Here is a 25,028-nt window from a genome sequence, read left to right as displayed (position 1 = left end):
AGATTCAAAAATAGAATGATTTTAAAAAGGCACTGTTTATCAAATATTTATCTTTAAATTTTTGAACATTAAATTTAAAATCTTAATAATGGCTTTTTTTTCAGGAAATAAACAAGCCGACGATCAGGATGAAACAGCTAAGAATATTTTTCTGTTCGAACTCGTTCAGAAAAATATTCTTGTTACCGGATCAAACGGGCAACTAGGAAGCGAAATCCGCCGGATTTCCGCGAATCATGAAAACAACTTCAGGTTCTTCTTCACAGATGTAGCCGAACTGGATATTACCGATGTACAGGCTGTAGATTCCTTCATGAAAGAAAATAATATAGACTACATTATCAACTGTGCAGCCTACACAGCTGTAGACAAGGCAGAAGATGATGTTGAATTATGTTATAAGATAAACCGTGACGCGGCTGCTAACTTAGGAAAAGCTGCAACGAACAATAATGCGAAGGTAATACATGTTTCTACCGATTATGTATATGACGGTACCGCAAACAAACCATACATTGAGTCGGATACCGTAAATCCTCAATCCGTATATGGTAAGTCGAAACAAGAAGGCGAAGCTGTTCTACTGGACGCCTGCCCCCATACTGTCGTTATCCGTACTGCATGGCTGTACTCTATCTTTGGAAACAACTTTGTGAAAACAATGATAAAGCTGGGCAAAGAACGGGATACGCTAAACGTGGTAGCAGACCAGACCGGGACTCCGACTAACGCGGCCGACCTGGCGCAAGCCATAGTACATATACTCGACTTTAGCGAGGCTAACGGATTCAAACCCGGAATATACCATTATTCGGATGAAGGCGTTACTACATGGTATGATTTTACACTGGCTATCCATAAAGATGCCGGCATCACTACCTGCAAAGTGAATCCGATAACAACAGACCAATATCCGACTAAGGCTACAAGGCCAAAATACAGTGTATTAGACAAAACGAAGATTAAATCTACATTTAACCTTTCTATTCCGAAATGGGAAGAAAGTTTAAACAATTGCATCAAAGAATTGTTATCTATTTAATACATATTAATTCACGATTACATTTTTTAGCAATTGAAATGAAAAAGATTTATCTTTTCAGTTTTATTCTTTTCACTACACTTGTTTCCTGCCAGAAAAAAGAGGGAAAAGTGCTTCAAGCCCAATTGGATACCCTAAGTATAAACCTCTCGGGAATATCGCTAAGCAGCCAGGTTGATAGCATAGATTTAACAAAAGTATCCAGGCTGACACGAAAAGAATATAATGACCTGCAACTATTTAAAGTAAAGGGTCTTGGCGGATACGAAGTGAGCGATTTGTCGATGGGACAGGTATTATTCTCTAACAACAATGGTAAGATACTTACAGTACAGGTTATAACAGACGGGGAAATAACAGAATTTCTGCTGAGTTATGACAAAAATGGCGACCTGCAGGATGATTTGCTTGTGGCTTATGAAGATATGGTAGAGTATTACAGTGAGATTTCATCGAAAATAAGAAGTAAGGAGATAGTCGTGCAGACCATTAATTATACTTACGGCGGCGATGAAGATAATCAATCCGAAACATCGGACACAGCCTTCGTAAAGTACCAGATTACTCCCGATTTTAAATTTGTAATGGATTAAAACCGATTCAGAAATTAACATAAAAGCTTCTCTATTCAGGGAAGCTTTTTTTATGTACATCCTTGGCCTTTTCATTATATGTTTTTACAGAATATTTGTCTGATATAAAGAGCACTTTGATCTTATGAAAGAGGAAATCCTTGCTGAAAGGCATTTATATTCTCCTGCTTTTTACTGCTGTCGAACACCGCGAATATGATATTCTTGAAACATTTGGCATACTTGCCGTCATTCAGCAGATAATGAGCAAAGTAACGGGCTACATCTTCGGGTTGGTTGCGGAATACGCCACAGCCCCATGCGCCAAGAATTAGATTGTCAACTCCAGCTAATACGAATACGGACAGAAGCTTATCTATACGGCTCATCATAACCTGCTTTGCTTTGGCTTTCTCATCGGGACGGTTATTTTGCTCCATTGCACCGATATTTACGGCAGGACTGGTAAGAATATCCAATACATAAGGCTTAGCAAGTAGTTCGTCCCTGTCGTCTTTGAAGAACAGGACATCAGGGCTATATATCATATAGTCGGAATACAGGTAAGTGTTTTGCGCCCTGTTATACTCATAGAGTTCTTTGAAATATTTCATTTGTGTCGGATATAGAGCCGATGCCCGTGCGAGGCTTTCTTCCTGCGCCTGTGCCCCTCCGAGGAAACCTCCACCCGGGTTCTTTGCGGAGGCAAAGTTCAGGCATCCGGTCTTTCCACCTATAGATAGCAATTCTTCCGCAGCTTCCATCGCGGTACAGTTTTTGACCGTGATATCTGTTGTAAAATCTCTTTTAGTAATTTCATTTTCAGCATTGTTCATCCCTTTTTCAAAGTATTCAGGAGAATACAACGCGGTTTTCTTTACCGATTCTTCAACAAACCGGTATATGTCAATCTTCTCATTATCTACGATATAATATCCTTGTTCGATAATATCCAGTGTCTGACGGGCGCTATCGACCCTCTTGTTCCTATTGTTTGAATAACTCATAATATTCTAGTTTTAATAATATTTGCGTAATAATTACGCAAATATAAATATAGTTTTTTATCCCCCGAAATATTTAGCGTACTATTTACGCAAACTAAAATAAGGAAATAATAAGGCATATTATAAAATTTAAACAGACTCTAATCTTCCAGCAAGTCTTTATATAAATCATAGTTCTCCTCATCGAAACAAACAAATATGATCTCCTGTAATGTTTCATTATCTGCAGATATAAACTCCCTGACAGTCCTAATAGCGATTTCCGCGGCTTCTCTCTTTGGGAAACGGTAAATGCCCGTACTGATATTTGGAAAGGCCACAGAAATTATATTCAGTCCGTTTGCCTGCTTTAAAGAGTTGAGGTAACAATTTGCCAGCAAACCTCTTTCGTTTCTGTTTCCTCCATTCCATACAGGGCCTACAGTGTGAATGACATACTTAGCAGGCAGCAGTCCGGCCGTTGTGTATACAGCTTCTCCTGTTTTGCAACCACCCTGTTTGTATCGGATAGCTTTACATTCTTCCAGTATCTGACCGCCACCTTTGCGATGTATGGCTCCGTCTACTCCTCCGCCACCAAGCAGGGAAGAGTTGGCTGCATTTACAATAGCGTCAACTTTTATTGTTGTAATGTCCCCTTTGATAAGGGTAATTTTTGTTTCCATAATCTAGTGTCACTTTTTTAATCAAACATAACTTACTCTCTATCTACATTTTACTACGTTATTGAAAAACAAAAAGTGACAAAAGTGACACCTTTTTAGACGTATTTCTTTGTTACCTTATTTTAATAGTAAAGTACTCCATAATAGATAATTTTACATAGTACATGATAAAAATGATTGTGATTTGGGAACGATGTAGGGGCAGTGGCTTGTCCCTGCCCGCTTATTTAACTTGTGGGCAACCACAAGGGATGCCCCTACAGCAGGATATAAAATTTAAACAGACTCTAGTTATCGCATTATTAAAAGGTAATCTTACAAGAAGATAGATATTAGACATCTATAAACTTAAAATAGCCAGTAATGCTTTATTTATCTGATTTCTGTCAAAACCTTCTCCTGTAAATACCTTTACAATCTCTATTTGTCCTATAATCCGGTTATTAAATCCATCGAGCTCTTCTGCAGGAACCCACAATTCATTATGCATAAAACCTCCGACATTATGCACCTCGTACTTTTGCAGATAATCTGTTGGCAAGTCGAATTTGGTAACAATACCACAATAGCCCGAAAACTCATCCTTTGTATTCCATTTTTCGGCAATCTGCTCTGCATAATCCTGATTAAGTACCGGATAGAAAATAGGCTGCCACTCCAAACGGGGAGGGAACCCTTTGAAGCCTAAATCAATAATTAATTGTAGTTCTTTCAATCCGACAGGACGGTATAATGTTGTTTTCATTTTCTCTTCTGTATTTCCATATTGATAACCTTCTCTGTCCACTTTCCAAATTTAGATAATACTGATGCTATCTGTTTAAATCTGGTATCTGTACTTCCTGCCTTTCTTAATAATAAAGCAGCAAAAGACCCAGCCATAGACGGGTCGGGATCAGACTCTATAAGTTTCAACAGCTTGCACAAATCTTCATCTGAAAGTTCCTTATCTAACAAGCTAACTAAAACTGCGTACCTGTAATGCTCTGGATTATCATCGTCACTGTTATTCACTTCATAATATTGCTGTTCCAATTTATCCAAAGAAAGGAAACCAAAGTCAAGCCAAGCCTGAGAATAACCGAGAGCTTCAAGTTGTTCCGTTACCTTTTTCTCCATCTATTCCGATATATACTTAGGGTCTACAAAATCCGTTAGCCAGACGCCATTATCCGATACAAAAAATTCTATTCCATTGCGGTACATTTGTCCCGACAAGATAGTGAGAATTACCGGACGTCCGTGACGAGAACCGACTTTATGTGCCGTCTCTTTGTCCTTGCTCAGATGTACATGCTGACGACTTGCTCTCTTTATCCCATTCTCCATAATGGATGCACAAAAACGGTCTGCCGTGCCATGATACAAATATTCGGGAGGTTCCACCGGGCTTAGCGCCAGGTCTATATCAACGGAATGTCCCTGATTGGCACGTATCTTTGTTCCATCTTCGCTGAAGGAATAACGCTTCTTATCGTTAGTAGCTACTATTTCTTCCAATTCTTTCATTGTGAAACAGACTCTGTGTTTACCGCACTTTTCTATCAGTTCCTGCACATTTACCCAACCGTTCGGGTCGAGTTTAATACCTATTTTTTGGGGTTCGTGCCTTAGTACAAGGCTTAAGAATTTACCTATTCTTTTTTTATGTTGTTCTGTCATTTTTTAATTTGTTTGTCATTTAATCAAAATCGTAGATATAGACATCTATATCATTTTTTATTAGCGTTTGCTCAATCAGTGGCTCTACTCTATTCCACTTGCCCCCTGCAAGCCCACAACCGATACGCGGCATGTGCACACTGGCACCCAATTGCTTTGCATCTACAGCCAGTTTCTCAAGACATGCCTCAATAGCCTCATACCTAACAGGAGCGCCTGTACTTCGTCCTGTTTTGGTTCCGCGCTGACCAATCATATTCGCTACGTAAATATACGGCTCTACCTGCACAAAAACCATCATGGTTTAAACTTTTTAGCATTGGCTCATACTGCCGCGCCCTCCCGGGCTTGCCCCTCCTTTTGGCATTGCCCAAAAGGAAGCAAAAGGCTAGTGCTTTGTCCCTCGGCGACCCACCCGGTGCAGGCGGCGTAGAATGAAGTGCGGGCGCTTTTAAACATCGTCTGCCAATCTGTAGAAAGATGAATCATTCATCACTTCATTCAGCCGGCAAGCCGATGGTGGGTCGTACGGCGAAGCGGGGCGCAATGCTTTTTTGCTTACTTTTGGATCTCCCATCCCAGAAATTCAAACCCCTCATTGGCTAGAAAAGCATTTACATTAAAGAAATTATCTTTATTATCTATTTGTATATAGACTTTCATTTCATGATTTTTAGTCTATCCCGTACCTCCATCAGGGCAAAACCTAACAGATTAGAACCTTTCCATAAGCGGGGATTCTCGGCATGTTCGTTATCCTGTGCCATTCCTATTCCCCAGATTTTATCTACAGGACTGGCCTCAACCAATACCCGGTCTTTTGTATCCAGAAGAAACTCTTTCAGGTCGGCATGTTGAGAGAACTTATGATAGTTTCCTTCGCACACAATATCGAAACAGTTTTCACCCCATACTTTCGGGTCGAAGTTTTTGACTTTACGTCCCAGCTTTTTAGCTGCGGCAGGAGATGTAGCTTGTAAGATTTCTTCAATCATTTCCGGGTCAAACAATTCGGCTTTCTTCGCCATCATCCAGTGTTCGGCAGTAGCATATCTCACCCCATCTACCGTAAAAGCGCTCTGCCACCACTGGCTAAAGCAGGATTTTGTTACCGAGCCGTCTTTTGACACGGCATGTCCCCAGAAAAGAAGGTATTTTACACTTTCTTTTTTCTCTACTTTATTTAGTAACCAACTTAGATTGTAAGTAGCATATTTTTTCATGTATCAAGTTCTTTTTCTATATATTATATTGCTAATTATCAGAGTTCAAAGTAAAATCCTTCCTTTGATAACTTCTCATATTTTTCTTTATCGAAGCTATACAGCTTTGGCGCTCTGTTTGGCGCTCCGCTCAAAAACTCATTTTTATCTATCAGAAGCCCGAAACTCAGCATTTTCTTTCTGAAATTACGCCTGTCCAGTTTTGTTTGCAAAACGGTTTCATATAGCTGATGTAACTCCGGCAATGTAAATTCTTCCGGCAGCAACTCAAAACCGATAGGCTGATACTTTATTTTTCCTTTCAGGCGTTCTATCGCCATCCTTAGTATCTCCTGATGGTCGAAAGCCAAATCGGGAACCTCCGAGAGTGGAAACCACTTTATATTCGCCGTATCCGCACCTGCCTGCGCATCATAATCAGATAGCTTCACCAATGCATAATAAGCTATACTCACCACCCTGTAACGAGGGTCACGCTCTACTGCCGAAAAGGTATACAATTGCTCCATAAACAAGTCGGACAAGCAAGTCTCCTCCAATAATTTACGGCGGGCACAGGTTTCTGCATCTTCGTTCATATCGAGGAAACCGCCGGGTAAAGCCCATCTACCCTTATATGGTTCAATCCCTCTCTCAATCAATAGAATCTTTAACTCTCCTTCGTCAAATCCGAATATAACACAGTCAGTCGTCACTGCCGGTCTCGGATATTCATAAACGTAACTTCCCGGTTGTTCCATATGTTTAATTTCAAACTATAGTTAGCGTAATTTTTACGCAAATATATGTGATTATTTCTTACCCGCAAAATAATTGGCGTATTTTTTACGCAAACAATAAAATAATATGATTCAGCAATGAAGGTTATAGTAAAGAACCTTGTTAACTGTTAACTGTTATACAGTTCTTTAGCCAAACGGAATTTCCAGCCAAAAAAATCGACTAAAGATTGAGGAGATAATACTTTGATACTGTTGGCAAAGCCGAAAATCTCCCGTTGCAGTTCCTGATTAATTACAACCTCTATTTCGAACACAAGCGAACCATCTTCATTTTCTTCTACTACCTTTTGGCTCTTATGGAAAGGTTTTGTCTTTATATAAGGAGCATTTTGCCTGTCTGCCCAAAAACGAACGACTTCCGCTTCCTGATTCAAAGTTTTTGTAACACCGATAACATTATCGAAGAAAGTGCCTGTGTCGAATATTGTATTATCCCGATATGGTTCATTTTCTGCAATCTCCAGCCTATGAATTCTATCCAAAGCCAGATTCATAAGCATCTGCGTTCCTTTTTTTACACCAAATACAAACCAGCGGTTACGGTACTCTTTCAGCAAATAAGGATAAAAAATAAAGGTAGAGGCCGAACGAGCCTTAAACGAACGATATTTCATTTCCAGCGATTGCTTGTTGACGATAGCATGGTAAATAGCATCGAGGTAATCCAGTCCTTTGAGTCCTTCATTCTTCTCAAAGTCAATAACGGGTACAGTTTTCTGTTTAGCCGAAGTCACATGGTCTTCGAGGCGGCTGACAATATCGTCCATCCCAGTGAAGTAAGAAAAGCTTTTAAATTGTCGTAATACTTCTACTGCTTCCGACATCACTTTCAGGTCTTGCTCCGACAGGGGGGTATTCGTTATGCTATAATCCTCATCTTCATAGGTATAATACTTATTGTCATAGACAACAATCGGTGCATTGTAGCCCAGCTTTTCACTACGCATCATCTGTATATCCATCTGCACAGTGCGTTTGCTGATACCTTTATCGATACCTTCATATTCGTACAAAGCATCCGAACAGGCTTCAATCAGGTCTTCGAGCGTCCATCTGCGATAACGGTTGCGCAGGCAGGTATCTATTGTTTTATATCGTATCAGTGCATTTCTGTTTACTGGCATAATTTATTTCTCCCAAATCTTTTATAGAGCCTGTAATAGAAATTTTTGCTAAAGCTTAAACAGGCTCTTATTACTTCTAATCAAAATCAAAATACAATCTATACTTCTTACAGTGCAGGCATTGAAACAGATAGCCTTGACACGATCCGTTATTCCGGAGATATTTTGGTAAGTCTTCTATTTTCATGTGAAGGTTGTTACAATCTCCTTCAAGATCGGCAAACTGGTGCAGTTTATCCTCTATTTCCTGCCAGCCCACATAACCAACAAAAGCACAAAGGTCATTGCAATGCCCAAGCCAATGTTCCTGTTGCCAGCCCCTATATCCGGGAGTGCGTTCGGTGAGTTCCTCAATAGCCTCTTTTGTATAGTTTATAGTATCTGCATCTCCGGGGGTTACTGCAATACCTTCTATACTCGAATAATCCTGAAAATCACCTTTGAATTTCTTAGCTGCTTTTCCTGATGAAATACACCACGGGCAAAGAGCCTCTATATCTTCGACACTAAAAAACGGACCGGTATAATATATTGGTGTCTCTTTTCCACAACAGTCACATTCGACAGTCTGGTCAGACTCGAATGCTCCGGTTTCTATCGGATCAGGATGATATTTGAAATAAGGTAATTCACGTTCCTTTACTTTTTTTGTACCGGTACTGATTTTCTGAATCGGTTTCTTAACATCTTTATGTTGCATCAATTCAACCAGAAAATCTTTATCCTTTTGCTTATTATCCAGTTTGATGGCGGTTTCCAACAGACTTATAGATTCGGCATAATCCATCGTGTAGCTCTTTAGCTGTGATTTCATCCGGTAAAAATGTGCATTATCAGGATATACCTTTATGGCATCATCTAATAATGAATCAGCCTGTTCAAAATATGTCAAAGACATTTTAGAAGGAAGTATATGTTCAAACCAGAATTTATTACTTTTTCCAATTGCAATAGACAGAAGTTTGCTTATTTCTTTTATTTTTTCAACCATAGTTTTGCTGTTTTATAAGGAAATCAAAAATAGAGAAAAATATCTGAGTTGCGCAAACGAATTGCGTTATATTTCAAAATCACACACAAACCAGGACAAACAAGTATATTTGCTTTAGTTAAAAAATATTTATATCTTTGTTTCCAGATTCGAAAAACTCTTTTATAATTGATGTCATGTAATTGTTTAGGATACATACCGGGAGCCTTCCCGGAAGTTGGCGGCTATAGGTTCTAACCTGTAGTTGCAGTTTATTGTATTCTATATTCACAAAACAATTACATTATGTTATCACAAAAATATGGTCGTACCTATCATTTTCCGTTTTCGCCCGGAACTACCAGCGACGACCGCATCAATCATACATACTGGGACGATATTCAGCAGATAAAGACCCTCGTACATACAGAAAAGCTGGATGGCGAAAATAATTGCCTGAATCAATATGGCGTTTTTGCCCGCTCGCATGCGGCACCAACAACTTCCCCCTGGACAGCCCAGATTAGGGAACATTGGGAATTGATTAAGCGAGACCTGGGAGATATCGAACTATTCGGCGAAAACCTGTATGCTGTACACTCTATCGAATACAAGCAGATAGAGTCATATTATTACATATTTGCTGTACGTCAATCAGATAAATGGCTTTCGTGGGAAGAAGTGAAATTCTACGCCGCAATGTTCGATTTCCCGACTGTGCCGGAGTTAGCTATTCAGTATGTTGAAGGATTAACAGAAGATTGTCTGAAAAACCAGATACTGGAATGGGCTAAAGAACCCAGCATATTCGGTTCAGTGGATACTCAATTGGGGCAGGACTGCACACGGGAAGGTATCGTTACCCGCAATATTGGGGAATATGCTGTATCCGATTTTGCACATAACGTTTTTAAATATGTACGAAAAGGACATGTAAAAACAGGCGAGCACTGGACTCGCAACTGGAAACGAGCTCAATTAGTTTGGGAAAGGAATTATCCCATTCGATAAAAAAGAATAAATTATGGAAAAGATTTGGAAACTTACACAAGATAAAGACTGGAATGCCCTTGAAAAGCAGTTCGGGTGGGTAAATGACATGAAAGATGTGCCACAACACAGGACACATCACGGAGAAGGCAATGTTGCCATACACACGCAAATGGTACTGGACGAACTTGCCAAATCGCCGCAGTATAACGCCCTGACAGAACAGGAGCAGGAAATACTCTGGACGAGTGCTTTGTTGCATGATGTAGAGAAGCGTTCCACATCGCAGGATGAGGGCTATGGGAAAGTTTCGGCGAACGGGCATGCCCGCCGCGGAGAATATACGGCACGTACGATCCTTTTCAGAGACATTCCCACCCCATTTCATATCAGGGAGAAGATAACTTCTTTTGTACGTTATCACGGATTGCCTCTATGGTTACTCGAAAAGGTGGAACCGGCTAAGAAAATACACGAAGTATCTCTAAGGATCAGTACATCGCAGCTAAAGACATTGGCTCAAGCCGATGCTAAAGGCCGTATATGTGAAGACCTGCCCCAACTGCTGGAATCGCTGGAACTGTTTGAGATGTTCTGTAAAGACGAAGGTTGCTGGGGAACACCTCTGGAGTTTGAAACACCGAATGCACGGTTCCAGTATTTTAATTCTATAGACGGATACATAGGCTATGTACCTTTCGACGATTTCAAGAGTGAGGTAACAATGCTTTCCGGACTTCCCGGAATGGGCAAAGACCACTATATACAGTCTCTGAACAAAGATATTCCGGTTATCAGCCTCGACGCTATACGCCGCAAGCATAAACTAAGCCCGACTGACAGGTCGGCTACGGGCTGGGTAGTGCAGACAGCAAAAGAACAGGCGCGCGAATACCTGCGTAAGGGACAAGACTTTATCTGGAACGCAACCAATATCACACGCCTGATGCGACAGCAGCTGGTAGATTTATTTACCCTCTACGATGCCAAGGTGAATATTGTATATCTGGAAAAGCCTTACGAGAAATGGCGCTCACAGAACCGCAACCGTGAATTTCCCCTGCCTGAAAACGTATTGGATAAGATGATGCAAAAGCTGGAGATCCCCCAACTGGTAGAAGCTCATGATGTGAAATATATTGTAGAAAACTATTAATATACTGATTGAAAAATAAGGTGTTACTTCCGTTTCACCTTAGAAACTGTTTAAATTTTATACGAATATTTTATTATACCTTTTTCTTCGTTCATTTTTAGCCTGTTTTCGGCTGTTTTTTCCTTTCTCTCAACTCAACCAACGGTCACAGGAGCGAAGCGTATGTAAATAGCCCGCTATTATCGTTTCAAGAAAGGAAAAAACATCTCTAAAACATCTCTAAAAATTTGAACGAATAAAATTTAAACAGTTTCTTATTTTTTTGTATGTTTGTTGATATAACCTTTATAATGATTCACCATGTCATTTTTTACCGTACTCTTTGTTATCTTCATTGTAATATCGGTAGTCAGAAGCTTGCTGAAACACCTCAATGAGCAGAAGCCACAACAAACATCCCGCTTTAACTGGGAAAACTACCATTCATCCAGGCTACGTTCGATACTGAGTACATATAATAATTTTCAGGATGAAGAAATCATTGACAGTGCCGTAGGGTTTTATCTTTTTAGTTATAATGATGAAACCGGGGAGTTTATCTTTATACAGGAGGATGGGATAAAGGTAATACATCACATTAAATATCAACAACTTACAAGTTACAATATTCGTTATACGAGGGACTATAATATCTTTATTGATTTTAAGACCTCTGTACCAAACAAAAGTTATGTTTCTATCGAGTGCTTTAACAGGGAAATTGTACTGAAAAAAGTACCCTACCTATCTTCAAATCTTACCGAAATGGAGAATCTGTATAGATTGGAGAAAGAAAAAGTAGATGAAATAGGCTCTATATTCGAACAGATTCTGGATGAATATAAAGATACTGAAACGCCACCTGTATATCAGGAAGTTGTTAAAGAAATTCCGTTACCAATCGTTCCATTACCTCAGGAAGAAGAAACCGAAATTATTGAGGTAAACGAAGAAATTAGGTCTGTTGAAACAGAAGAATATACCCCCGATTATGAGGAATTAATTCCGGAAACGGCGGAAGTGCCAATTGAAGATATACCGGATGAAATTTTACCGGATACTCCAACGGTAGAAGAACAGGAAAACTTTATCCAGGAAGAGGAAACGACAGTCTTTATACCGGAAATTAGTAATGATAAGATACAGGTATCCCTATCCGATATAGATGAATATTCGAGGGGAAAATTCCTTGATTGGGAAGTACAATCAGCTGTAGGCGATGCTAAGGTAAAAGGACAGAAATTTATTTATCTTAGCGCCGAACAGTTAGAGAAGCTGAAATCGTAAACAAGTCTTACAATCCGGCTATTTGAGAAAAGAATCAGCTACGTCTTAATTTGAAACAAAAAAGAGAGTCTGTATAAACTCTCTTTTTCATTCATATTTAATAAAAACATCATTCAAACAAAAATGGCTTCGTTATCTCCAGTCTTTTCCTGCTTTCTTCAAAGAAGAACCTTTCCTCCCCAAAAGCGGGCCTTAACTGATTGAACCAGGTCGCTTTCGGATTATACTCAGCAAAGAAAGGAACGTCTACCCACTTCGGGTTTCGCCCTTGTATAAAGCGCAGTACAAATATTTTCTCCCCTCGGATCTCCTGCACACCCAGCACTTGTATCTTTCCTGCATGGTCGCTCATGCTAGGCCCCCGTACCGTGCGGCAAAGCCCGCTGACCTTACGGTATGCACGGCGGAATATTTGCCAGCATCTGTCTAAAGGAAGTTCAAAGTAATGTTTCGCGCCTGTATCGCGCGCGATGAACATATAATATGGGATACAACCCAAATCGACCTGTTTGCGCCACATTTCAGACCATATTTCGGGCTTGTCGTTGATATGTTTAAGCAGCGGAGACTGTGTACGTATCTGAGCCCCTGTTCCTTTTATTCTGGAGATTGCTTGTTTAACCGCATCTGTCGATAACTCCCTTGGATGGTTAAAATGCGCCTGTATCGAAAGGTTTTTACCTGCTTTTATGATTTCTTCAAACAGGCTGATTAATTCATCACTATCCTTATCTGTCAGATACCTGTATGGCCAGTAAGCAAGCGACTTGGTACCGATACGAATAGAGTGTACATGTGCGAAATCGGGATGCAGCAGAGGCCTGATATATGCTGCCAGCGTAGATGTATTCATTACCATCGGGTCTCCGCCTGTGAATAGAATATCAGTTACCTCATGATGCAGCCGAAGGTATGTCAGCAACAGGTCAGCCTCTTTCATGGCAAACTTGAGTTCGCTCATTCCCGAAAACTGCGGCCACCGGAAACAAAAAGTACAATAAGCATGGCACGTCTGACCCTGACTGGGAAAGAACAATACCGTTTCGGGATACTTATGTTGTATTCCTTTCAGTTTGATCTCGCCAAGATAAGGTACATTGTGTTCCTGTCCTGCCGGATTAGGGTTCAGCGCCATACGTATCTGTTGCACTTTTGCATCCATTGTTGCTTTGTCCGCACCCTCGTCCAGTAATTTTTCTATAGCTGCATAATGTTTTTTTTCAAGCATTCCCCGCCTTGGGAAATTAAGTGTAAAAATAGGGTCGTTCTCTACATCCGACCAATCTATCAGTTCATCTACTACATAGTTGTTAGTTTTAAAAGGGAGAACCCTGCCAACTACTTCAATCTCTTTGAGCATCTCTTCATTCAGTGATGCGATCTGTGGAATTGTACGGTAATTATGTAACGCGTACGTTGTTATTTGTTTATTCATCATAGTTATATTTGGGGGGCATTTATATAGGTTCTACAATGTACTAAAAATGTGTCAGATATACAAGATATACAAGGAGGCACACCAGATGTTTTAAAGTATTATAACACATAGAGGGCAACTCTATAACATATTTTTTATTTTTAATGGAAAATATATCAAAGCTACGCAAAAAAGCTGCGTACCTATTCTTTTATCTTTGTATCAGAATCAGAAATAAGATAAATTATGATCTTAAAAATCAGAAGTGAAAACGATCATCTGTTGGATATCCTTTTCAAGAATCCGGACACAGACTACGGACTGTATTTCAAAACATTAAAGAACGGGCAGATTGTAGGAAACGCAGTAAGCAAGCACTACTATGAAGTAATTTTCCAAGATACCAAATACAGCTATCTGCCCGAAGAAAGCAACCAGATAGATTATCAGAGTTATTGCACACCATTGGCTGTACTGCATATTTGCAATGAACTTTTCGGCCATATACTGAAGGAAAAGAATGAATTCTCAGAAAAACAGATTACATGGCTGGGCATTACGCAAGGTGTTGCCGATACCGAAAGTTGCACGATAGAGATACCGTCATTCTATATCGACTCCAGTTGGTTCCGCAACGGGCGGTTCCTGCCATCAAAATATTTTGATGGAGTAAAGGCGGAGCAACAGACTAACCGTATTTTTAAGCTGACGATTACAGCCAAATCTGTTTTCGAAGCCTTCAACCTGTTGGCCTTGGTGTCATTATTTACGCATGTGACCAACGACTACGGTATGTTTACATATATCGATGACCAGCTGGCGCAGAAATACGGGCGTATTTTGACTAATATCGAAGAAGTGCCATACTTCGTGTTCTATCTCTTCATTATGAAGGCTATCAAATCGGAACGACAGTTTAACGAACTGAAACCTGTATTTGAAAAATATCTGGAAGGGAACGGACTGAAAGCCAACCTCGTACTACAAGGCACATACCTGCAACGTACTTGGTTTATAACAAATCAGTTAGAGCTGGATATACCTATACTGGATATTGGTTGTGGAGAATTTACCTATTACAAGAAGATGATGGCGAAGGAATTTAAAGCGCCGTATTATGCTGTCGATAAAGACCCGCAATTTGAACGGCTGAGCGAAAACATCGCCCGCAGATATGAGGAGGATAACCTTGTATTCTATAACTCACTGGAACAATTTACATCCAACCAATTGGTAAACATACTGTTAACGGAAGTAATAGAACACAACCCGAGAGAGGAAGCCGATATATTGATAAAGAAAGCATTGTCTTATAACTTTAACAAACTGATCATTACCACTCCGAATGTAGAATTTAATCAGTTCTACAATATGGAGACAGCGCTTCGACACGATGACCATCGCTTTGAACTAACAAGGCAAGAGTTTGAGAAACTGGTCGAAGATTGTATTCTCTATACAGGAAAACCGGAACAATACAAAGTAGAATTTTTCCAATTAGGAGACAGCCTGAATGGTATTCAGCCAACACAAGGGTGTGTGATCAGTCAACAGTTATCAGTTAACAGTTATCAAAAAGAGAATTAAATGGAAGACTTAAAACGACTAAAAAATAGAATAGACTGGTTTTGTGAGAATAAGGTAAACGCTTTTTCTCCAACCATATCCCCTGCTCCAAAATCAATCGAACGAAACGAGATAGAAAGTATCTACGAAGGCATCCGCTACTTCTACAAAAATGGAGTGCAGGAAATAGTAGTACAAAAGAAGTATATGGGTTCTTATTGTGATATATACCTGAAAAAGAATCTTGAAGAAACCTATTTCGTTAGCCGCAACGGGCACAAAATAGACCATATAGACCTTGATGCTGCTGTAGAAGCCTGCCGCGGACTGCACAGCCGTATCGACTGGACGGATACGGCCATGCTTATCATCCAATCGGAACTGATGCCGTGGAGTGCTTTGGGTAAAGGATTGATTGAAAATGAGTTTGAAGGATACCTGAATGTACACCAGAATCACTATACTCATTTAGCGCATTCGGATGTATACGAAAAAATTGCAAAAGTAAAGGCTTCCCAACCTTACATACACTTTATTGAAGATAAGAATACTCTTTCTCTCAAGGAATTGAGAGAAAAGTATCCTCATCATATTATCCGCCAGTATGAATCGCTGGAAGCTTTTAATGTGCTCGAACTTGATACTTACAAGACAAGTATAGATATTTACGAAGCACAGATAAATCACTTTGGGAAAAAGGGGGCGATACACTTCAAACCGTTCAATATCCTGAAAAGAGTATATGAAGACGGCAGCGAACTGATTGTAAACGACAACCTTAGTTACAAAGAAGTGAATGACGATGAATATCTGAATTTATATATCCGCAATGATGAAGAATTTAACCATACAGTGCAGGAAGTCTACAAATGGTTTGCTACCTTAGAGCAGAATATGGAAGAGGGCATTGTGATCAAACCACGTCAGGCTTTTATAAAGAGTATGCCTCCGGCATTCAAAGTAAGGAACAATCAATACCTGACAATGATTTACGGAGTAAACTTTCACGACCAGTATGATTACTATCTTCAGAAACGAAAAGTCGATCGTAAATTGGAATGTTCTATCAACGACTGGATGATAAACCGGGAATTGCTGAAAGTAAAGTACAAAGACATCAACAAAGAAAACTATCTGCTGAAAAATCTCGTTTTCGACCGTATTATGGGTGAGAGGGTTGAAGCCGGATTGGATATGAGATTGTAATTATGACTTATACACAAAAAAAGTTTAACAACAGATATATTTTTTATTTCGAAGATAAAAATCTGACTTACGAGGAAGTTGTCGGAGCTATCGATCTTACAATAGCACCGGATGAAAAATCAGAAGATGAAATAACAAGTTGGACTGTTTCTTTTACTTTCAGAAAAGAAAATATTGAAGTTTATTTTGAACATTTCCACAGTCCTGACCACTATTTTTCATTCGAACTATATCCGTTGGGAAATAATTCGGAAGAGAACATCATAGAGCTTGGAAAGTTTATAGAACAGTTAGATCATTATTTATACAAAAAACGATGAGAAAAAATCCACAAATATTAATCTTAATCGGAGCGCCCGGATCGGGAAAATCCACATTTGCAAAATACCATATACGTACCGAAGAAAACTGGATGCGCCTGTGCCGCGACGATTTCCGCATGATGCACTTTACATACTCCAACCTATCGCCACGCGAAGAAGGGCTGATAACGGATATGCTCGATGTGTCGATAGAAGCATTGCTGAGAAAAAGGTGCAATGTACTGATAGATGCTACACACTGCCGTGCAGAATATCTGAATCATTATATCGACAAGTTCAATACGATGGCGGATATTTCCTTCAAAGTATTCGAAGCTGATGCTAAAGAACTGGCCGAACGCTGCGATAAACGAAACAAGGAAACAGGCAAATATATCCCTGCAAATGTGCAGAAACGTTATATCAAGGAACTGGAAGAATTGAAAAAGACGTTCGACTTCTCTCTTCGCCCGATGATAAAAAAGCATGAAGACCGCTTAGAGCAGAATACCAAACTACCAAAGGCGATTATCTGCGACCTTGACGGTACGCTTGCCCTGATGGACGACCGCAATCCGTTCGACGCATCCAGAAGCGATCAGGATAAGCTGAACGAACCTGTTGCCAATACACTGAAAGCTTTTGCAAAAGAAGGCTATCAGATACTGTTAGTCTCAGGGCGTGAAGACCGGTACAGCGAACCGACCTTACGTTTTCTCGAAATGCACAGCATCCCTTACCATCAGTTATGGATGCGTGAAAGTAAAGATTACAGAAAGGACTCGATTATAAAAAAAGAAATATTCGATGCCAAGATTAAGGATAAATATTACATCGAATTTGTACTCGACGACCGCGATCAGGTAGTAGAGATGTGGCGTAAGAAATTAAAACTGCCTTGCTTTCAGGTAAATTATGGGAATTTTTAAAAAAATCAGATGTATGTAGGGGCAATCCTTGTGGTTGCCCACAGATGTAATAAGCAGGCAGGGACAAGCCGCTGCCTCTGACAAAGGATATTATTTTCATGCTTTTGTCCTGAAAAATATTATCTTTACCCCTCAATTTCAAACTAAACAATGAAAACCTTTCCATCCGATACAAAATTTAAATACCCTTGGAGAAAATACCAGCAAAAAGTATTGGATGAACTTGATTACCACTTAGAAGACAGGCATCTGCATGTAGTAGCCCCTCCCGGTTCGGGAAAGACGGTATTAGGGCTGGAAGTCGCTTTAAGGCTAAACAAACCGACTTTGATACTTGCCCCTTCGCTTACCATACGCAATCAATGGATACAGCGCTTCTGCGAACTGTTCCTTGACACACATAAAGTGCCGGAATGGATATCGACAGATATACGCAGGCCTGCTTTTATGACCGTTGTTACCTATCAGGGACTGCACTCTGCCTGTAGCGGACAAGCCGAAAACGAAGAAGATGAACCGGAAGAAGAACATTCCCCTAAGAAAACCACTACGATCAAACCACATAATAAGTCGAATCTCGCGTCTATTGTCAGAGGGCTTAAATCCGTTGATATAGGGACGATTGTTGTAGATGAGGCGCACCACCTGATGAACGAATGGTGGCATACCCTGATCAAGGTTAAGGAGCAATTAGACCCATTCGTTGTAGGGCTTACCGCCACTCCACCCTATGATGTTACATATACCGAATGGAGGCGGTACCTCGACCTGAACGGCAGCATAGATACCGAAATATCAATTCCCGAACTGATTATCGAAGGAGACCTTTGTCCCCATCAGGATCATATCTACTTTTCGATGCCTACAGTAGATGAATACCAGAAGATAAACAAGTTCAGGAAAGACATGAACGACCTTTATCAGAAATTGACCCATTCGGATGTTCTTATAAAGGCGATTACAAGTATTCCTGCATGGAACCAACCGGAAAGTTATCTTGACTGGATTTACGACAATTTACCGATATATACATCATGTATCGTTTTTTTACATGCTAACCATATAGAAATTCCTCTTACCCACCTGAAAATTGTGACCGGGATTGAAGAAGAAAAAGAATTATCGAAAGTAAAAATTCCGGAACTATTATATGAACGTATAGAGATTCTTTTGAATTTCTTTCTCTTCCAGGGAAAAGGACTCTTTAACGGGTTTGAAGAAGAGAAAGAAAGCTTGATGAACCAATTAAGACGGTATGGAGTACTCGAACGGAATAAAGTCAACCTGCTTTACAATCAGCGGATAAACAAATTGCTTGTATCCAGCAACAGTAAGATTAACAGTATAAAAGAAATTGTAGATTTCGAACACAGCCATTTACAATCAGAATTGCGGATGGTTATACTGTCCGACTTTATACGGAGCGAATACCTGATGGTAAACAATATCAGCGCTGAAATAAACAAAATCGGCGTTATTCCTATATTTGAGTATTTACGACGGAATAACAATGATAATAAACAGCTGGGAGTGCTTACCGGTTCCATCTCCATTATCCCAATCAATGCAATCAGCCGTTTTCACGAGTTATGTGCAAAGTTCGGGTTTACAGAACTGGATCCGCTAACATACGAGTATATCGAAGGCTACAGGATTATTAAAACGAACGCGGCATTAAAAAACAAACTGGTACAAATTATTACCCAGCTCTTTCAGGAAGGGGAAATAGAAATATTGATAGGGACTAAATCCCTGCTGGGCGAGGGATGGGATGCACCTGCGATCAACAGCCTTGTCCTTGCCAGCTTTGTGGGTTCGTTTGTGTTATCCAATCAGATGCGTGGACGCGCCATCCGTACTCAAAAAGACAACCTATCGAAAACAAGCAACATCTGGCATCTGGTCTGTATAGACCCTACCGTAGAGAATGGCGGTACAGACCTTGAAGTAATGGGGAGGCGGTTCAGAAGTTTTGTCGGACTCTCTAATAATGAGGAACCCACTATCGAAAACGGTGTGCAACGCCTTAATGTTTTAAGGGACTCCTATACCGAAGAAATAGTAAGGGGTATCAATATCGTTACTCTCAAAGAAGCGGGAAGCAGGCATACCTTAAAGGAAAAATGGGAAAAAGCCATTGCCGGAGGGGTACAGATAGTAGAGGAGATTAAAATACCATTCTACAGCGAAAAAGGTATTGAGTATACAAAGCAGAAAAAACTATATATGACCAATACGATAAAGTACCTTATGGCAGATCTAGGACTGGTATTGGTTGCATTCGGCTCGCAATTTATCGAATCACTGCTACAAAACATTAAGGCGCTGCGTACACCGAAGGATTTCTATTATTTCTTTATACTGATGGCTCTTACCGGACTTTTTGTTTGTGGCAGGCAAACTTACCGGACACTTAAATTATATATCAAATACAGGGATATAGCAAAAGATATACAGCAAATAGGGAATGCTCTCCTTGCTGCATTGCTCAGGCAGGGTACGATGATATCTGATCCTGCAAGGCTCAGGGCTGTCGGATATTCGGACGAGAGCGGAGCTATTTATTGTTACCTTGAAGGGGGCAGTACATTCGAGCAGGCTGTATTTGTAGATTCGATGCAGGAAATCGTGAATGTAATAGAAAACCCACGCTATATAATCATCCGTAAAAGCAAATTCCTGGCAGAACAGATAAAAAGGGATTATCATGCCGTACCCGAAATTCTGGGCAGGAATAAGAAAATGGCTCAATATTTCTCACGGCAATGGATGGAACAAGTAGGCCCGTGTGAACTTATCTATACCAGAACTGTAGACGGACGGAAACAACTTCTTGAAGCACGGGTAAAAGCTCTTTCGGCCAATTTTACCGATGATAATATCTCCGAACAGGTAAATAAATGGAAATAAGCATTATCTTTGTATCCATAACAAGTAAGTGTCGTAGAGAAGGGTTACTTCGATAACGGGCCTAAGGTAGCTTAGATTCGGGCAACCGATTCCGCGAAGTGGGGTTGAAATCCGACAGGGCAAAGCAAACAGCGTAAGTCTCTCTGAGATGTCGAATGCCGGTTCACTGCCCTCAGGGGTAAGAACGTCCGTAGCCGCAAGGCAAGTCTCTTTTCGCCTGTTGCCTTACTTGTTTTTCTATTTTAGCTACCAGCCCCCCTCGTTGCTGCTCCGATAAAACAATCCCTCATCAAGAGTATTGCAGGGGCAATCGCCTATAACATGACAAAAATAACACTTAATATATGAATGAAAAAAATAGCCAAAAAAAAGACTAAAAATAGAGTTTATATTCAATAAGATTATATATGGTTTATTCTCTGTGATTTAATTGCCTCCTGCTTTAGCCGGAGGATAATAGTCTAATCAGATAATGGCTTTAGCCAAAATGTTTTGGCTAAAGTCGTTTTCTATCTGTATTATTATCCACGACTTGAAAGTCGTGGCAACTAAAACTCCTAAAAATATGCATCTTACTCTTTTATTGAATATAAACTCTAATGAACGAAAAAGAATCTCGAATAAAATATTTCGCTAAAATTTAATCATTTTTTCACCTAACGCAAAAAGGCTGCGCACCCCTGCTTTTACTTTGTATCATCAAACAAGAGATCATTGAAATACAACTTAAACAAGTGTCGTAGAGAAAAGGTACTTCGCATTAAGACACACTGCGTGCCGGTTCGATTCCGCTACTCTCACTTCTGAATATAAAAACGGGAGTACCTCGGTGGGCGCAGGAAGAAAACATCTTTTTTCAGTTGTTACCTTGTTTATTTTTGAAAATATAAAACGAGTGTCGTAGAAGAGGGTTACTTCGCACTTTTAATGCCCGGGACAGGGGTTCGAGTCCCCTCACTTCCGCTAATATAAAAAAATCAGGGAGTGTAGCTCAGTGGTAGAGCAGGATAAACAGTCTCTTTTCGCCTGTTACCTCGTTTATTATTTGCTCCTGTAGCTTAAAAGGAAAAGCCTGTGGAAAAATTTAATCTTACCATAGAGTGTACGGATAGCCCTGTAACGGCTGCGCGCGGTTATAGGTAGATTTTACAGATGCACCGAAAGTATTAGTTTATAAGTAGGGAAGCGTATTTAGAGCCGTACTGCCCGAGAGGGAATGTGAGTTCGAATCTCATTAGGGGCACAAAACTTAACAACAATATTGCAATCTCTATCAAAAGATACAAGAAAGGAATTGAAACACTTTCTAAGTCCACCAAGTGGAGCTAATATGGATAACCACAGGTAAAACCTGTGGAAAAAGCGGATAGGGAGAGACCGTCTCCGCAGGAGGCGAATGGCATTTATTTTTATTATTTGCCTCCTACGGAGGCATATTTTCCAGTCAGTCTCTACCACGGGTTTTTTACCCGTGGTTATCCACCTTCAGTCCCTTCGGGACAATAAATTTGTAAAAAAATATCATCTACTGTAATATTTTTTTACACTCTTCATTAATACCATCTAAAAACAAACTCCTGATTATAAGAAGCTTAACAAATATGGCATGATATTGGATTCATATTGAGAAAATCACATGATGCACTATGAAACATATTTGTCTCTTTATTTTAATTTTGTTAGCAATAGAAGCTGTTTCTCAAGAAAAGAAATGGACATTGGAGGAATGCATGATATATGCAATTGAAAATAGTCCTCGAAAAAACAAACAAGAAGCCAAAAACAATATTTATCAACAAAACTATCTCGAAGCGATAGGGAATTTACTGCCTTCACTGAATGCGAGCACAAATGCATATTTCAATTTTGGCCGCGGGCTCGATGCCGAAACAAATACATATACCAATATAAATTCATTCAGTAATAATTATAGCCTGTACACCTCTTTAGTGCTGTTTGACGGACTGGCGAATATCAACAGGGTAAAAATGCAAAAGATGAATAAGCTGATGGGAAAGCAGCAATTGCAGGATACCAATGACATGATTGCCTATGAAACAATGGAAATTTTCTTCAATGTACTCTACTATAAAGAATCGGTAAAACTTGCCGAACAACAACTGAAAGAAAGTTCTGAAAACCTGAGGCAAATAAAACGGATGGAAGAACTGGGAGTAAAAGGCTTTCCCGATGTGGCAGAAATGCAGGCCAAGGAAGCCGCCGACAACTATAGCCTGACACGTCAAAAAAATCTGCTGACAATAGAAATGATAAGGTTGAAGGAAAAAATGAATTTCCCGATAGATGAAAACCTTGCTATAGAAGACTATACGTCCGACAAACTAATAGTAAAGACCGAAGAAACGGCATTGGAAATATACAACCAGTCCCTTGTTTTTCTGCCTAAAGCTTTAGTAGCACAGTCTACTCTCGCAGCAGAAGAATTATCTTATAAAACATCGAAAGGCAGCTTATTCCCAACCATCTCGGTCGATGCCGGATATTCGACAAACTTCTCCCGCTACATGGATGGAAGTGAATACCCGTCTTTCAAAAATCAGTTTAAGGACAGAAGAGGGCATTATATCGGGTTTAGCCTGTCCATACCTATCTTTAATGGTTTTTCCCGTTCTGCAAAAGTAAAGCGAAGCAAACAGCAGGTTATAATCGCCAAAAATGAAAAAGACGAAACCCTTCGCTCCATATACAGCGAAATAGAACAGGCTGTAGCCGACATGAACGGACAGGTAGACGAATACTATCAGGCAAAGAAACAAACGGAGGCCATGTCGGTAGCTCAGGATGCAAACCTGCGTAAATATAAGGAAGGATTAATCAGCCCGCTCGAACTGCATACCAGTGCCAACCGCCTGTTTCAGGCAAAAACGGAAGAACTGAACGCCATGCTTAAATATTACCTCAAGAGAAAACTTGTAAACTATTATAAAGGCCAATCATATATAACAGAATAATCAGAAGAATATGGATACTATACTAGAAAAAAAGAAAGGCTTAAAAAAGAAACACATCCCATATATCGCTGTCGGTATCGTTGTACTGATTGCCATGTGCTGGATGATATTCGGGAATCATGCCTCTAAACTGAATGTTGATAAAAACAAAGTGACAATCCAGGATGTATCGAAAGGGGAATTTAACGATTACACCCGTGTCAACGGACAGGTACAACCCATTACCACCATACAGCTGAGTGCAATAGAAGGAGGGATGGTTGCCGAAAAACTGGTAGAAGAAGGTTCGATGGTACATCAGGGACAAGTCATCATACGCCTTACAAACCCGATGCTAAACCTAAGCATTCTCGACAGTGAGGCACAGTTGGCCGAGAAACAGAACTTTCTCCGTAATACGCAGGTCTCAATGGAACAGGAGAAGCTGAACCTGAAAAAAGAGAAGCTGCAACTGGACATGGACGTGGAAAGAAAAAAAAGAAAATACGAACAATATAAACAGCTTTATTCCGAAAATTTAACCTCGAAAGAAGAATACCTACAGGCTAAAGAAGATTATGAATTCGCGGTCAATGGCAGGAACCTCGTTATGGAACGCCAAAAGCAAGACTCCCTGTATAGAGGCATACAGATAGCCCAAATGGAAGAAAGCCTCCACAATATTCGCCAGAACCTCGTATTAGGACGCCAGCGAATCGACAATCTGGATGTAAAAGCTCCGGTAAACGGGCAGCTCGGGTTATTGGAGGTAGAAATCGGGCAATCGATAAACAGCGGCAACCGTATCGGGCAGATCAGCGTCCTGTCCGATTACAAGATCGAAGCCCTTATAGACGAACACTATATAGACCGGGTAAAACAAGACCTCGACGCTACATTTGAAAGGCAGGACAAAAAATATAACCTGCAAGTACGAAAAGTTTATCCGGAAGTAAGGGATAAATCGTTCAAAACTGACTTTACCTTTGTAGGCGAACGTCCTGATAATATCCGTACAGGACAGACATACTATATTAACCTGCAACTGGGGCAGCCTACAGAAGCCGTACTTATTCCGCGCGGAACATTTTACCAGTCTACGGGTGGCAGATGGATCTTTGTAGTTACACCCGATGGCAGCAAGGCTATACGCAGGAGTATAACGATAGGGCGCCAAAATCCTACTCACTACGAAGTGACAAGCGGGCTGGAACCCGGAGAAAAAGTTATAACCTCATCGTATGATTCATACAACAATGTAGAAGAGTTAACACTTAAATAAGCACAT

General features: G+C 40.2%; 24 protein-coding genes. 12 read left to right on the top strand and 12 right to left on the bottom strand.

The features are described from left to right. Nucleotides 1-88 precede the first annotated feature (88 nt). Nucleotides 89-1,042, top strand: coding sequence for a dTDP-4-dehydrorhamnose reductase (gene rfbD / locus D0T84_RS03140; protein ID WP_163305950.1), 954 nt, complete (start codon nucleotides 89-91; stop codon nucleotides 1,040-1,042). Between the two features lie 38 nt (nucleotides 1,043-1,080). Then, complete coding sequence (locus tag D0T84_RS03135; RefSeq protein ID WP_163305949.1) at nucleotides 1,081-1,635, top strand: hypothetical protein; 555 nt, start codon at nucleotides 1,081-1,083, stop codon at nucleotides 1,633-1,635. Between the two features lie 122 nt (nucleotides 1,636-1,757). Here the strand turns inward: D0T84_RS03135 and D0T84_RS03130 are convergent, their stop codons facing one another. The 11 genes from D0T84_RS03130 to cbrC all read right to left on the bottom strand — a co-directional run bounded on the left by D0T84_RS03130 (nucleotide 1,758) and on the right by cbrC (nucleotide 9,068). Then, a complete protein-coding gene (locus D0T84_RS03130) occupies nucleotides 1,758-2,621 on the bottom strand; it encodes a TIGR02452 family protein (RefSeq protein WP_163305947.1) in 864 nt (287 codons plus the stop codon). A 140-nt stretch (nucleotides 2,622-2,761) separates the two neighbouring features. Then, the gene (locus tag D0T84_RS03125; protein WP_163305946.1) at nucleotides 2,762-3,286 is read right to left on the bottom strand and encodes an O-acetyl-ADP-ribose deacetylase; all 525 of its coding nucleotides are present in this window, start codon (nucleotides 3,284-3,286) and stop codon (nucleotides 2,762-2,764) included. 340 nt (nucleotides 3,287-3,626) lie between these two features. Then, complete coding sequence (locus D0T84_RS03120) at nucleotides 3,627-4,031, bottom strand: ADP-ribosylation/crystallin J1 (protein WP_163305944.1); 405 nt, start codon at nucleotides 4,029-4,031, stop codon at nucleotides 3,627-3,629. Next, on the bottom strand, nucleotides 4,028-4,405 hold the full coding sequence (locus tag D0T84_RS03115; RefSeq protein WP_163305942.1) for a hypothetical protein: 378 nt from the start codon (nucleotides 4,403-4,405) through the stop codon (nucleotides 4,028-4,030). The genes D0T84_RS03120 and D0T84_RS03115 overlap by 4 nt, the downstream gene beginning before the upstream one ends. Further along, nucleotides 4,406-4,948, bottom strand: a complete 543-nt coding sequence (locus D0T84_RS03110) for an RNA 2'-phosphotransferase (protein WP_163305940.1) — start codon at nucleotides 4,946-4,948, stop codon at nucleotides 4,406-4,408. It lies immediately after the preceding gene. Between the two features lie 19 nt (nucleotides 4,949-4,967). Continuing rightward, on the bottom strand, nucleotides 4,968-5,249 hold the full coding sequence (locus tag D0T84_RS03105) for a macro domain-containing protein (RefSeq protein WP_163305939.1): 282 nt from the start codon (nucleotides 5,247-5,249) through the stop codon (nucleotides 4,968-4,970). Nucleotides 5,250-5,399: 150 nt separating this feature from the next. Beyond that, nucleotides 5,400-5,525, bottom strand: coding sequence for a hypothetical protein (locus tag D0T84_RS22765; RefSeq protein WP_255495145.1), 126 nt, complete (start codon nucleotides 5,523-5,525; stop codon nucleotides 5,400-5,402). An 82-nt stretch (nucleotides 5,526-5,607) separates the two neighbouring features. Further along, entirely contained in the window at nucleotides 5,608-6,171 is a 564-nt protein-coding gene (locus D0T84_RS03100; RefSeq protein WP_163305937.1) for an NADAR family protein, read from the bottom strand. Nucleotides 6,172-6,209: 38 nt separating this feature from the next. Continuing rightward, the gene (locus D0T84_RS03095; protein WP_163305934.1) at nucleotides 6,210-6,911 is read right to left on the bottom strand and encodes an NUDIX domain-containing protein; all 702 of its coding nucleotides are present in this window, start codon (nucleotides 6,909-6,911) and stop codon (nucleotides 6,210-6,212) included. A 149-nt stretch (nucleotides 6,912-7,060) separates the two neighbouring features. Next, complete coding sequence (locus tag D0T84_RS03090) at nucleotides 7,061-8,077, bottom strand: YafY family protein (protein WP_163305932.1); 1,017 nt, start codon at nucleotides 8,075-8,077, stop codon at nucleotides 7,061-7,063. 76 nt (nucleotides 8,078-8,153) lie between these two features. Beyond that, entirely contained in the window at nucleotides 8,154-9,068 is a 915-nt protein-coding gene (gene cbrC / locus D0T84_RS03085; RefSeq protein ID WP_221413110.1) for a PF03691 family colicin E2 tolerance protein CbrC, read from the bottom strand. Between the two features lie 285 nt (nucleotides 9,069-9,353). On the opposite strand from cbrC, the gene D0T84_RS03080 reads away from it, so the two are divergent. The 3 genes from D0T84_RS03080 to D0T84_RS03070 all read left to right on the top strand — a co-directional run bounded on the left by D0T84_RS03080 (nucleotide 9,354) and on the right by D0T84_RS03070 (nucleotide 12,459). Next, nucleotides 9,354-10,058 carry an RNA ligase family protein gene (locus tag D0T84_RS03080; RefSeq protein ID WP_163305930.1) on the top strand — a complete coding sequence of 235 codons (705 nt, stop codon included), beginning with the start codon at nucleotides 9,354-9,356 and terminating at the stop codon, nucleotides 10,056-10,058. Between the two features lie 13 nt (nucleotides 10,059-10,071). After that, the gene (locus tag D0T84_RS03075) at nucleotides 10,072-11,193 is read left to right on the top strand and encodes an ATP-binding protein (protein ID WP_163305928.1); all 1,122 of its coding nucleotides are present in this window, start codon (nucleotides 10,072-10,074) and stop codon (nucleotides 11,191-11,193) included. 300 nt (nucleotides 11,194-11,493) lie between these two features. After that, on the top strand, nucleotides 11,494-12,459 hold the full coding sequence (locus tag D0T84_RS03070) for a hypothetical protein (protein WP_163305927.1): 966 nt from the start codon (nucleotides 11,494-11,496) through the stop codon (nucleotides 12,457-12,459). Nucleotides 12,460-12,568: 109 nt separating this feature from the next. Here the strand turns inward: D0T84_RS03070 and D0T84_RS03065 are convergent, their stop codons facing one another. Continuing rightward, complete coding sequence (locus D0T84_RS03065; protein WP_255495144.1) at nucleotides 12,569-13,897, bottom strand: KamA family radical SAM protein; 1,329 nt, start codon at nucleotides 13,895-13,897, stop codon at nucleotides 12,569-12,571. A gap of 225 nt (nucleotides 13,898-14,122) precedes the next feature. Between D0T84_RS03065 and D0T84_RS03060 the strand changes: the two genes are divergently transcribed. The 7 genes from D0T84_RS03060 (at nucleotide 14,123) to D0T84_RS03030 (ending at nucleotide 25,022) form a co-directional block, all read left to right on the top strand. Beyond that, on the top strand, nucleotides 14,123-15,463 hold the full coding sequence (locus tag D0T84_RS03060) for a hypothetical protein (protein ID WP_163305925.1): 1,341 nt from the start codon (nucleotides 14,123-14,125) through the stop codon (nucleotides 15,461-15,463). Beyond that, nucleotides 15,464-16,648, top strand: coding sequence for a hypothetical protein (locus D0T84_RS03055; protein ID WP_163305923.1), 1,185 nt, complete (start codon nucleotides 15,464-15,466; stop codon nucleotides 16,646-16,648). It abuts the gene before it with no gap. Nucleotides 16,649-16,650: 2 nt separating this feature from the next. Beyond that, nucleotides 16,651-16,968 carry a hypothetical protein gene (locus D0T84_RS03050; RefSeq protein WP_163305921.1) on the top strand — a complete coding sequence of 106 codons (318 nt, stop codon included), beginning with the start codon at nucleotides 16,651-16,653 and terminating at the stop codon, nucleotides 16,966-16,968. After that, complete coding sequence (locus D0T84_RS03045; protein WP_163305919.1) at nucleotides 16,965-17,879, top strand: AAA family ATPase; 915 nt, start codon at nucleotides 16,965-16,967, stop codon at nucleotides 17,877-17,879. Before D0T84_RS03050 ends, D0T84_RS03045 begins: the two co-directional genes overlap by 4 nt. A gap of 150 nt (nucleotides 17,880-18,029) precedes the next feature. Continuing rightward, nucleotides 18,030-20,789 carry a DEAD/DEAH box helicase family protein gene (locus D0T84_RS03040; protein ID WP_163305916.1) on the top strand — a complete coding sequence of 920 codons (2,760 nt, stop codon included), beginning with the start codon at nucleotides 18,030-18,032 and terminating at the stop codon, nucleotides 20,787-20,789. A 1,676-nt stretch (nucleotides 20,790-22,465) separates the two neighbouring features. Next, nucleotides 22,466-23,761, top strand: coding sequence for a TolC family protein (locus D0T84_RS03035; RefSeq protein ID WP_255495143.1), 1,296 nt, complete (start codon nucleotides 22,466-22,468; stop codon nucleotides 23,759-23,761). Nucleotides 23,762-23,771: 10 nt separating this feature from the next. Next, the gene (locus tag D0T84_RS03030; RefSeq protein WP_163305910.1) at nucleotides 23,772-25,022 is read left to right on the top strand and encodes an efflux RND transporter periplasmic adaptor subunit; all 1,251 of its coding nucleotides are present in this window, start codon (nucleotides 23,772-23,774) and stop codon (nucleotides 25,020-25,022) included. Nucleotides 25,023-25,028: the final 6 nt, after the last annotated feature.

The sequence above is a fragment of the Dysgonomonas sp. 521 genome (assembly GCF_010501055.1).
In the GTDB taxonomy this organism is placed as follows: Bacteria; Bacteroidota; Bacteroidia; order Bacteroidales; family Dysgonomonadaceae; genus Dysgonomonas.
The sequence above is the reverse complement of the archived record's forward strand: the minus strand, read 5'-3'. Positions and strand labels throughout refer to the sequence as shown.

Coding starts and splice junctions, on each gene's coding strand:
- rfbD (WP_163305950.1), top strand. CDS start 89: ATGGCTTTTTTTTCAGGAAATAAACAAGCCGACGATCAGGATGAAACA.
- D0T84_RS03135 (WP_163305949.1), top strand. CDS start 1,081: ATGAAAAAGATTTATCTTTTCAGTTTTATTCTTTTCACTACACTTGTT.
- D0T84_RS03130 (WP_163305947.1), bottom strand. CDS start 2,621: ATGAGTTATTCAAACAATAGGAACAAGAGGGTCGATAGCGCCCGTCAG.
- D0T84_RS03125 (WP_163305946.1), bottom strand. CDS start 3,286: ATGGAAACAAAAATTACCCTTATCAAAGGGGACATTACAACAATAAAA.
- D0T84_RS03120 (WP_163305944.1), bottom strand. CDS start 4,031: ATGAAAACAACATTATACCGTCCTGTCGGATTGAAAGAACTACAATTA.
- D0T84_RS03115 (WP_163305942.1), bottom strand. CDS start 4,405: ATGGAGAAAAAGGTAACGGAACAACTTGAAGCTCTCGGTTATTCTCAG.
- D0T84_RS03110 (WP_163305940.1), bottom strand. CDS start 4,948: ATGACAGAACAACATAAAAAAAGAATAGGTAAATTCTTAAGCCTTGTA.
- D0T84_RS03105 (WP_163305939.1), bottom strand. CDS start 5,249: ATGATGGTTTTTGTGCAGGTAGAGCCGTATATTTACGTAGCGAATATG.
- D0T84_RS22765 (WP_255495145.1), bottom strand. CDS start 5,525: ATGGGAGATCCAAAAGTAAGCAAAAAAGCATTGCGCCCCGCTTCGCCG.
- D0T84_RS03100 (WP_163305937.1), bottom strand. CDS start 6,171: ATGAAAAAATATGCTACTTACAATCTAAGTTGGTTACTAAATAAAGTA.
- D0T84_RS03095 (WP_163305934.1), bottom strand. CDS start 6,911: ATGGAACAACCGGGAAGTTACGTTTATGAATATCCGAGACCGGCAGTG.
- D0T84_RS03090 (WP_163305932.1), bottom strand. CDS start 8,077: ATGCCAGTAAACAGAAATGCACTGATACGATATAAAACAATAGATACC.
- cbrC (WP_221413110.1), bottom strand. CDS start 9,068: ATGGTTGAAAAAATAAAAGAAATAAGCAAACTTCTGTCTATTGCAATT.
- D0T84_RS03080 (WP_163305930.1), top strand. CDS start 9,354: ATGTTATCACAAAAATATGGTCGTACCTATCATTTTCCGTTTTCGCCC.
- D0T84_RS03075 (WP_163305928.1), top strand. CDS start 10,072: ATGGAAAAGATTTGGAAACTTACACAAGATAAAGACTGGAATGCCCTT.
- D0T84_RS03070 (WP_163305927.1), top strand. CDS start 11,494: ATGTCATTTTTTACCGTACTCTTTGTTATCTTCATTGTAATATCGGTA.
- D0T84_RS03065 (WP_255495144.1), bottom strand. CDS start 13,897: ATGATGAATAAACAAATAACAACGTACGCGTTACATAATTACCGTACA.
- D0T84_RS03060 (WP_163305925.1), top strand. CDS start 14,123: ATGATCTTAAAAATCAGAAGTGAAAACGATCATCTGTTGGATATCCTT.
- D0T84_RS03055 (WP_163305923.1), top strand. CDS start 15,464: ATGGAAGACTTAAAACGACTAAAAAATAGAATAGACTGGTTTTGTGAG.
- D0T84_RS03050 (WP_163305921.1), top strand. CDS start 16,651: ATGACTTATACACAAAAAAAGTTTAACAACAGATATATTTTTTATTTC.
- D0T84_RS03045 (WP_163305919.1), top strand. CDS start 16,965: ATGAGAAAAAATCCACAAATATTAATCTTAATCGGAGCGCCCGGATCG.
- D0T84_RS03040 (WP_163305916.1), top strand. CDS start 18,030: ATGAAAACCTTTCCATCCGATACAAAATTTAAATACCCTTGGAGAAAA.
- D0T84_RS03030 (WP_163305910.1), top strand. CDS start 23,772: ATGGATACTATACTAGAAAAAAAGAAAGGCTTAAAAAAGAAACACATC.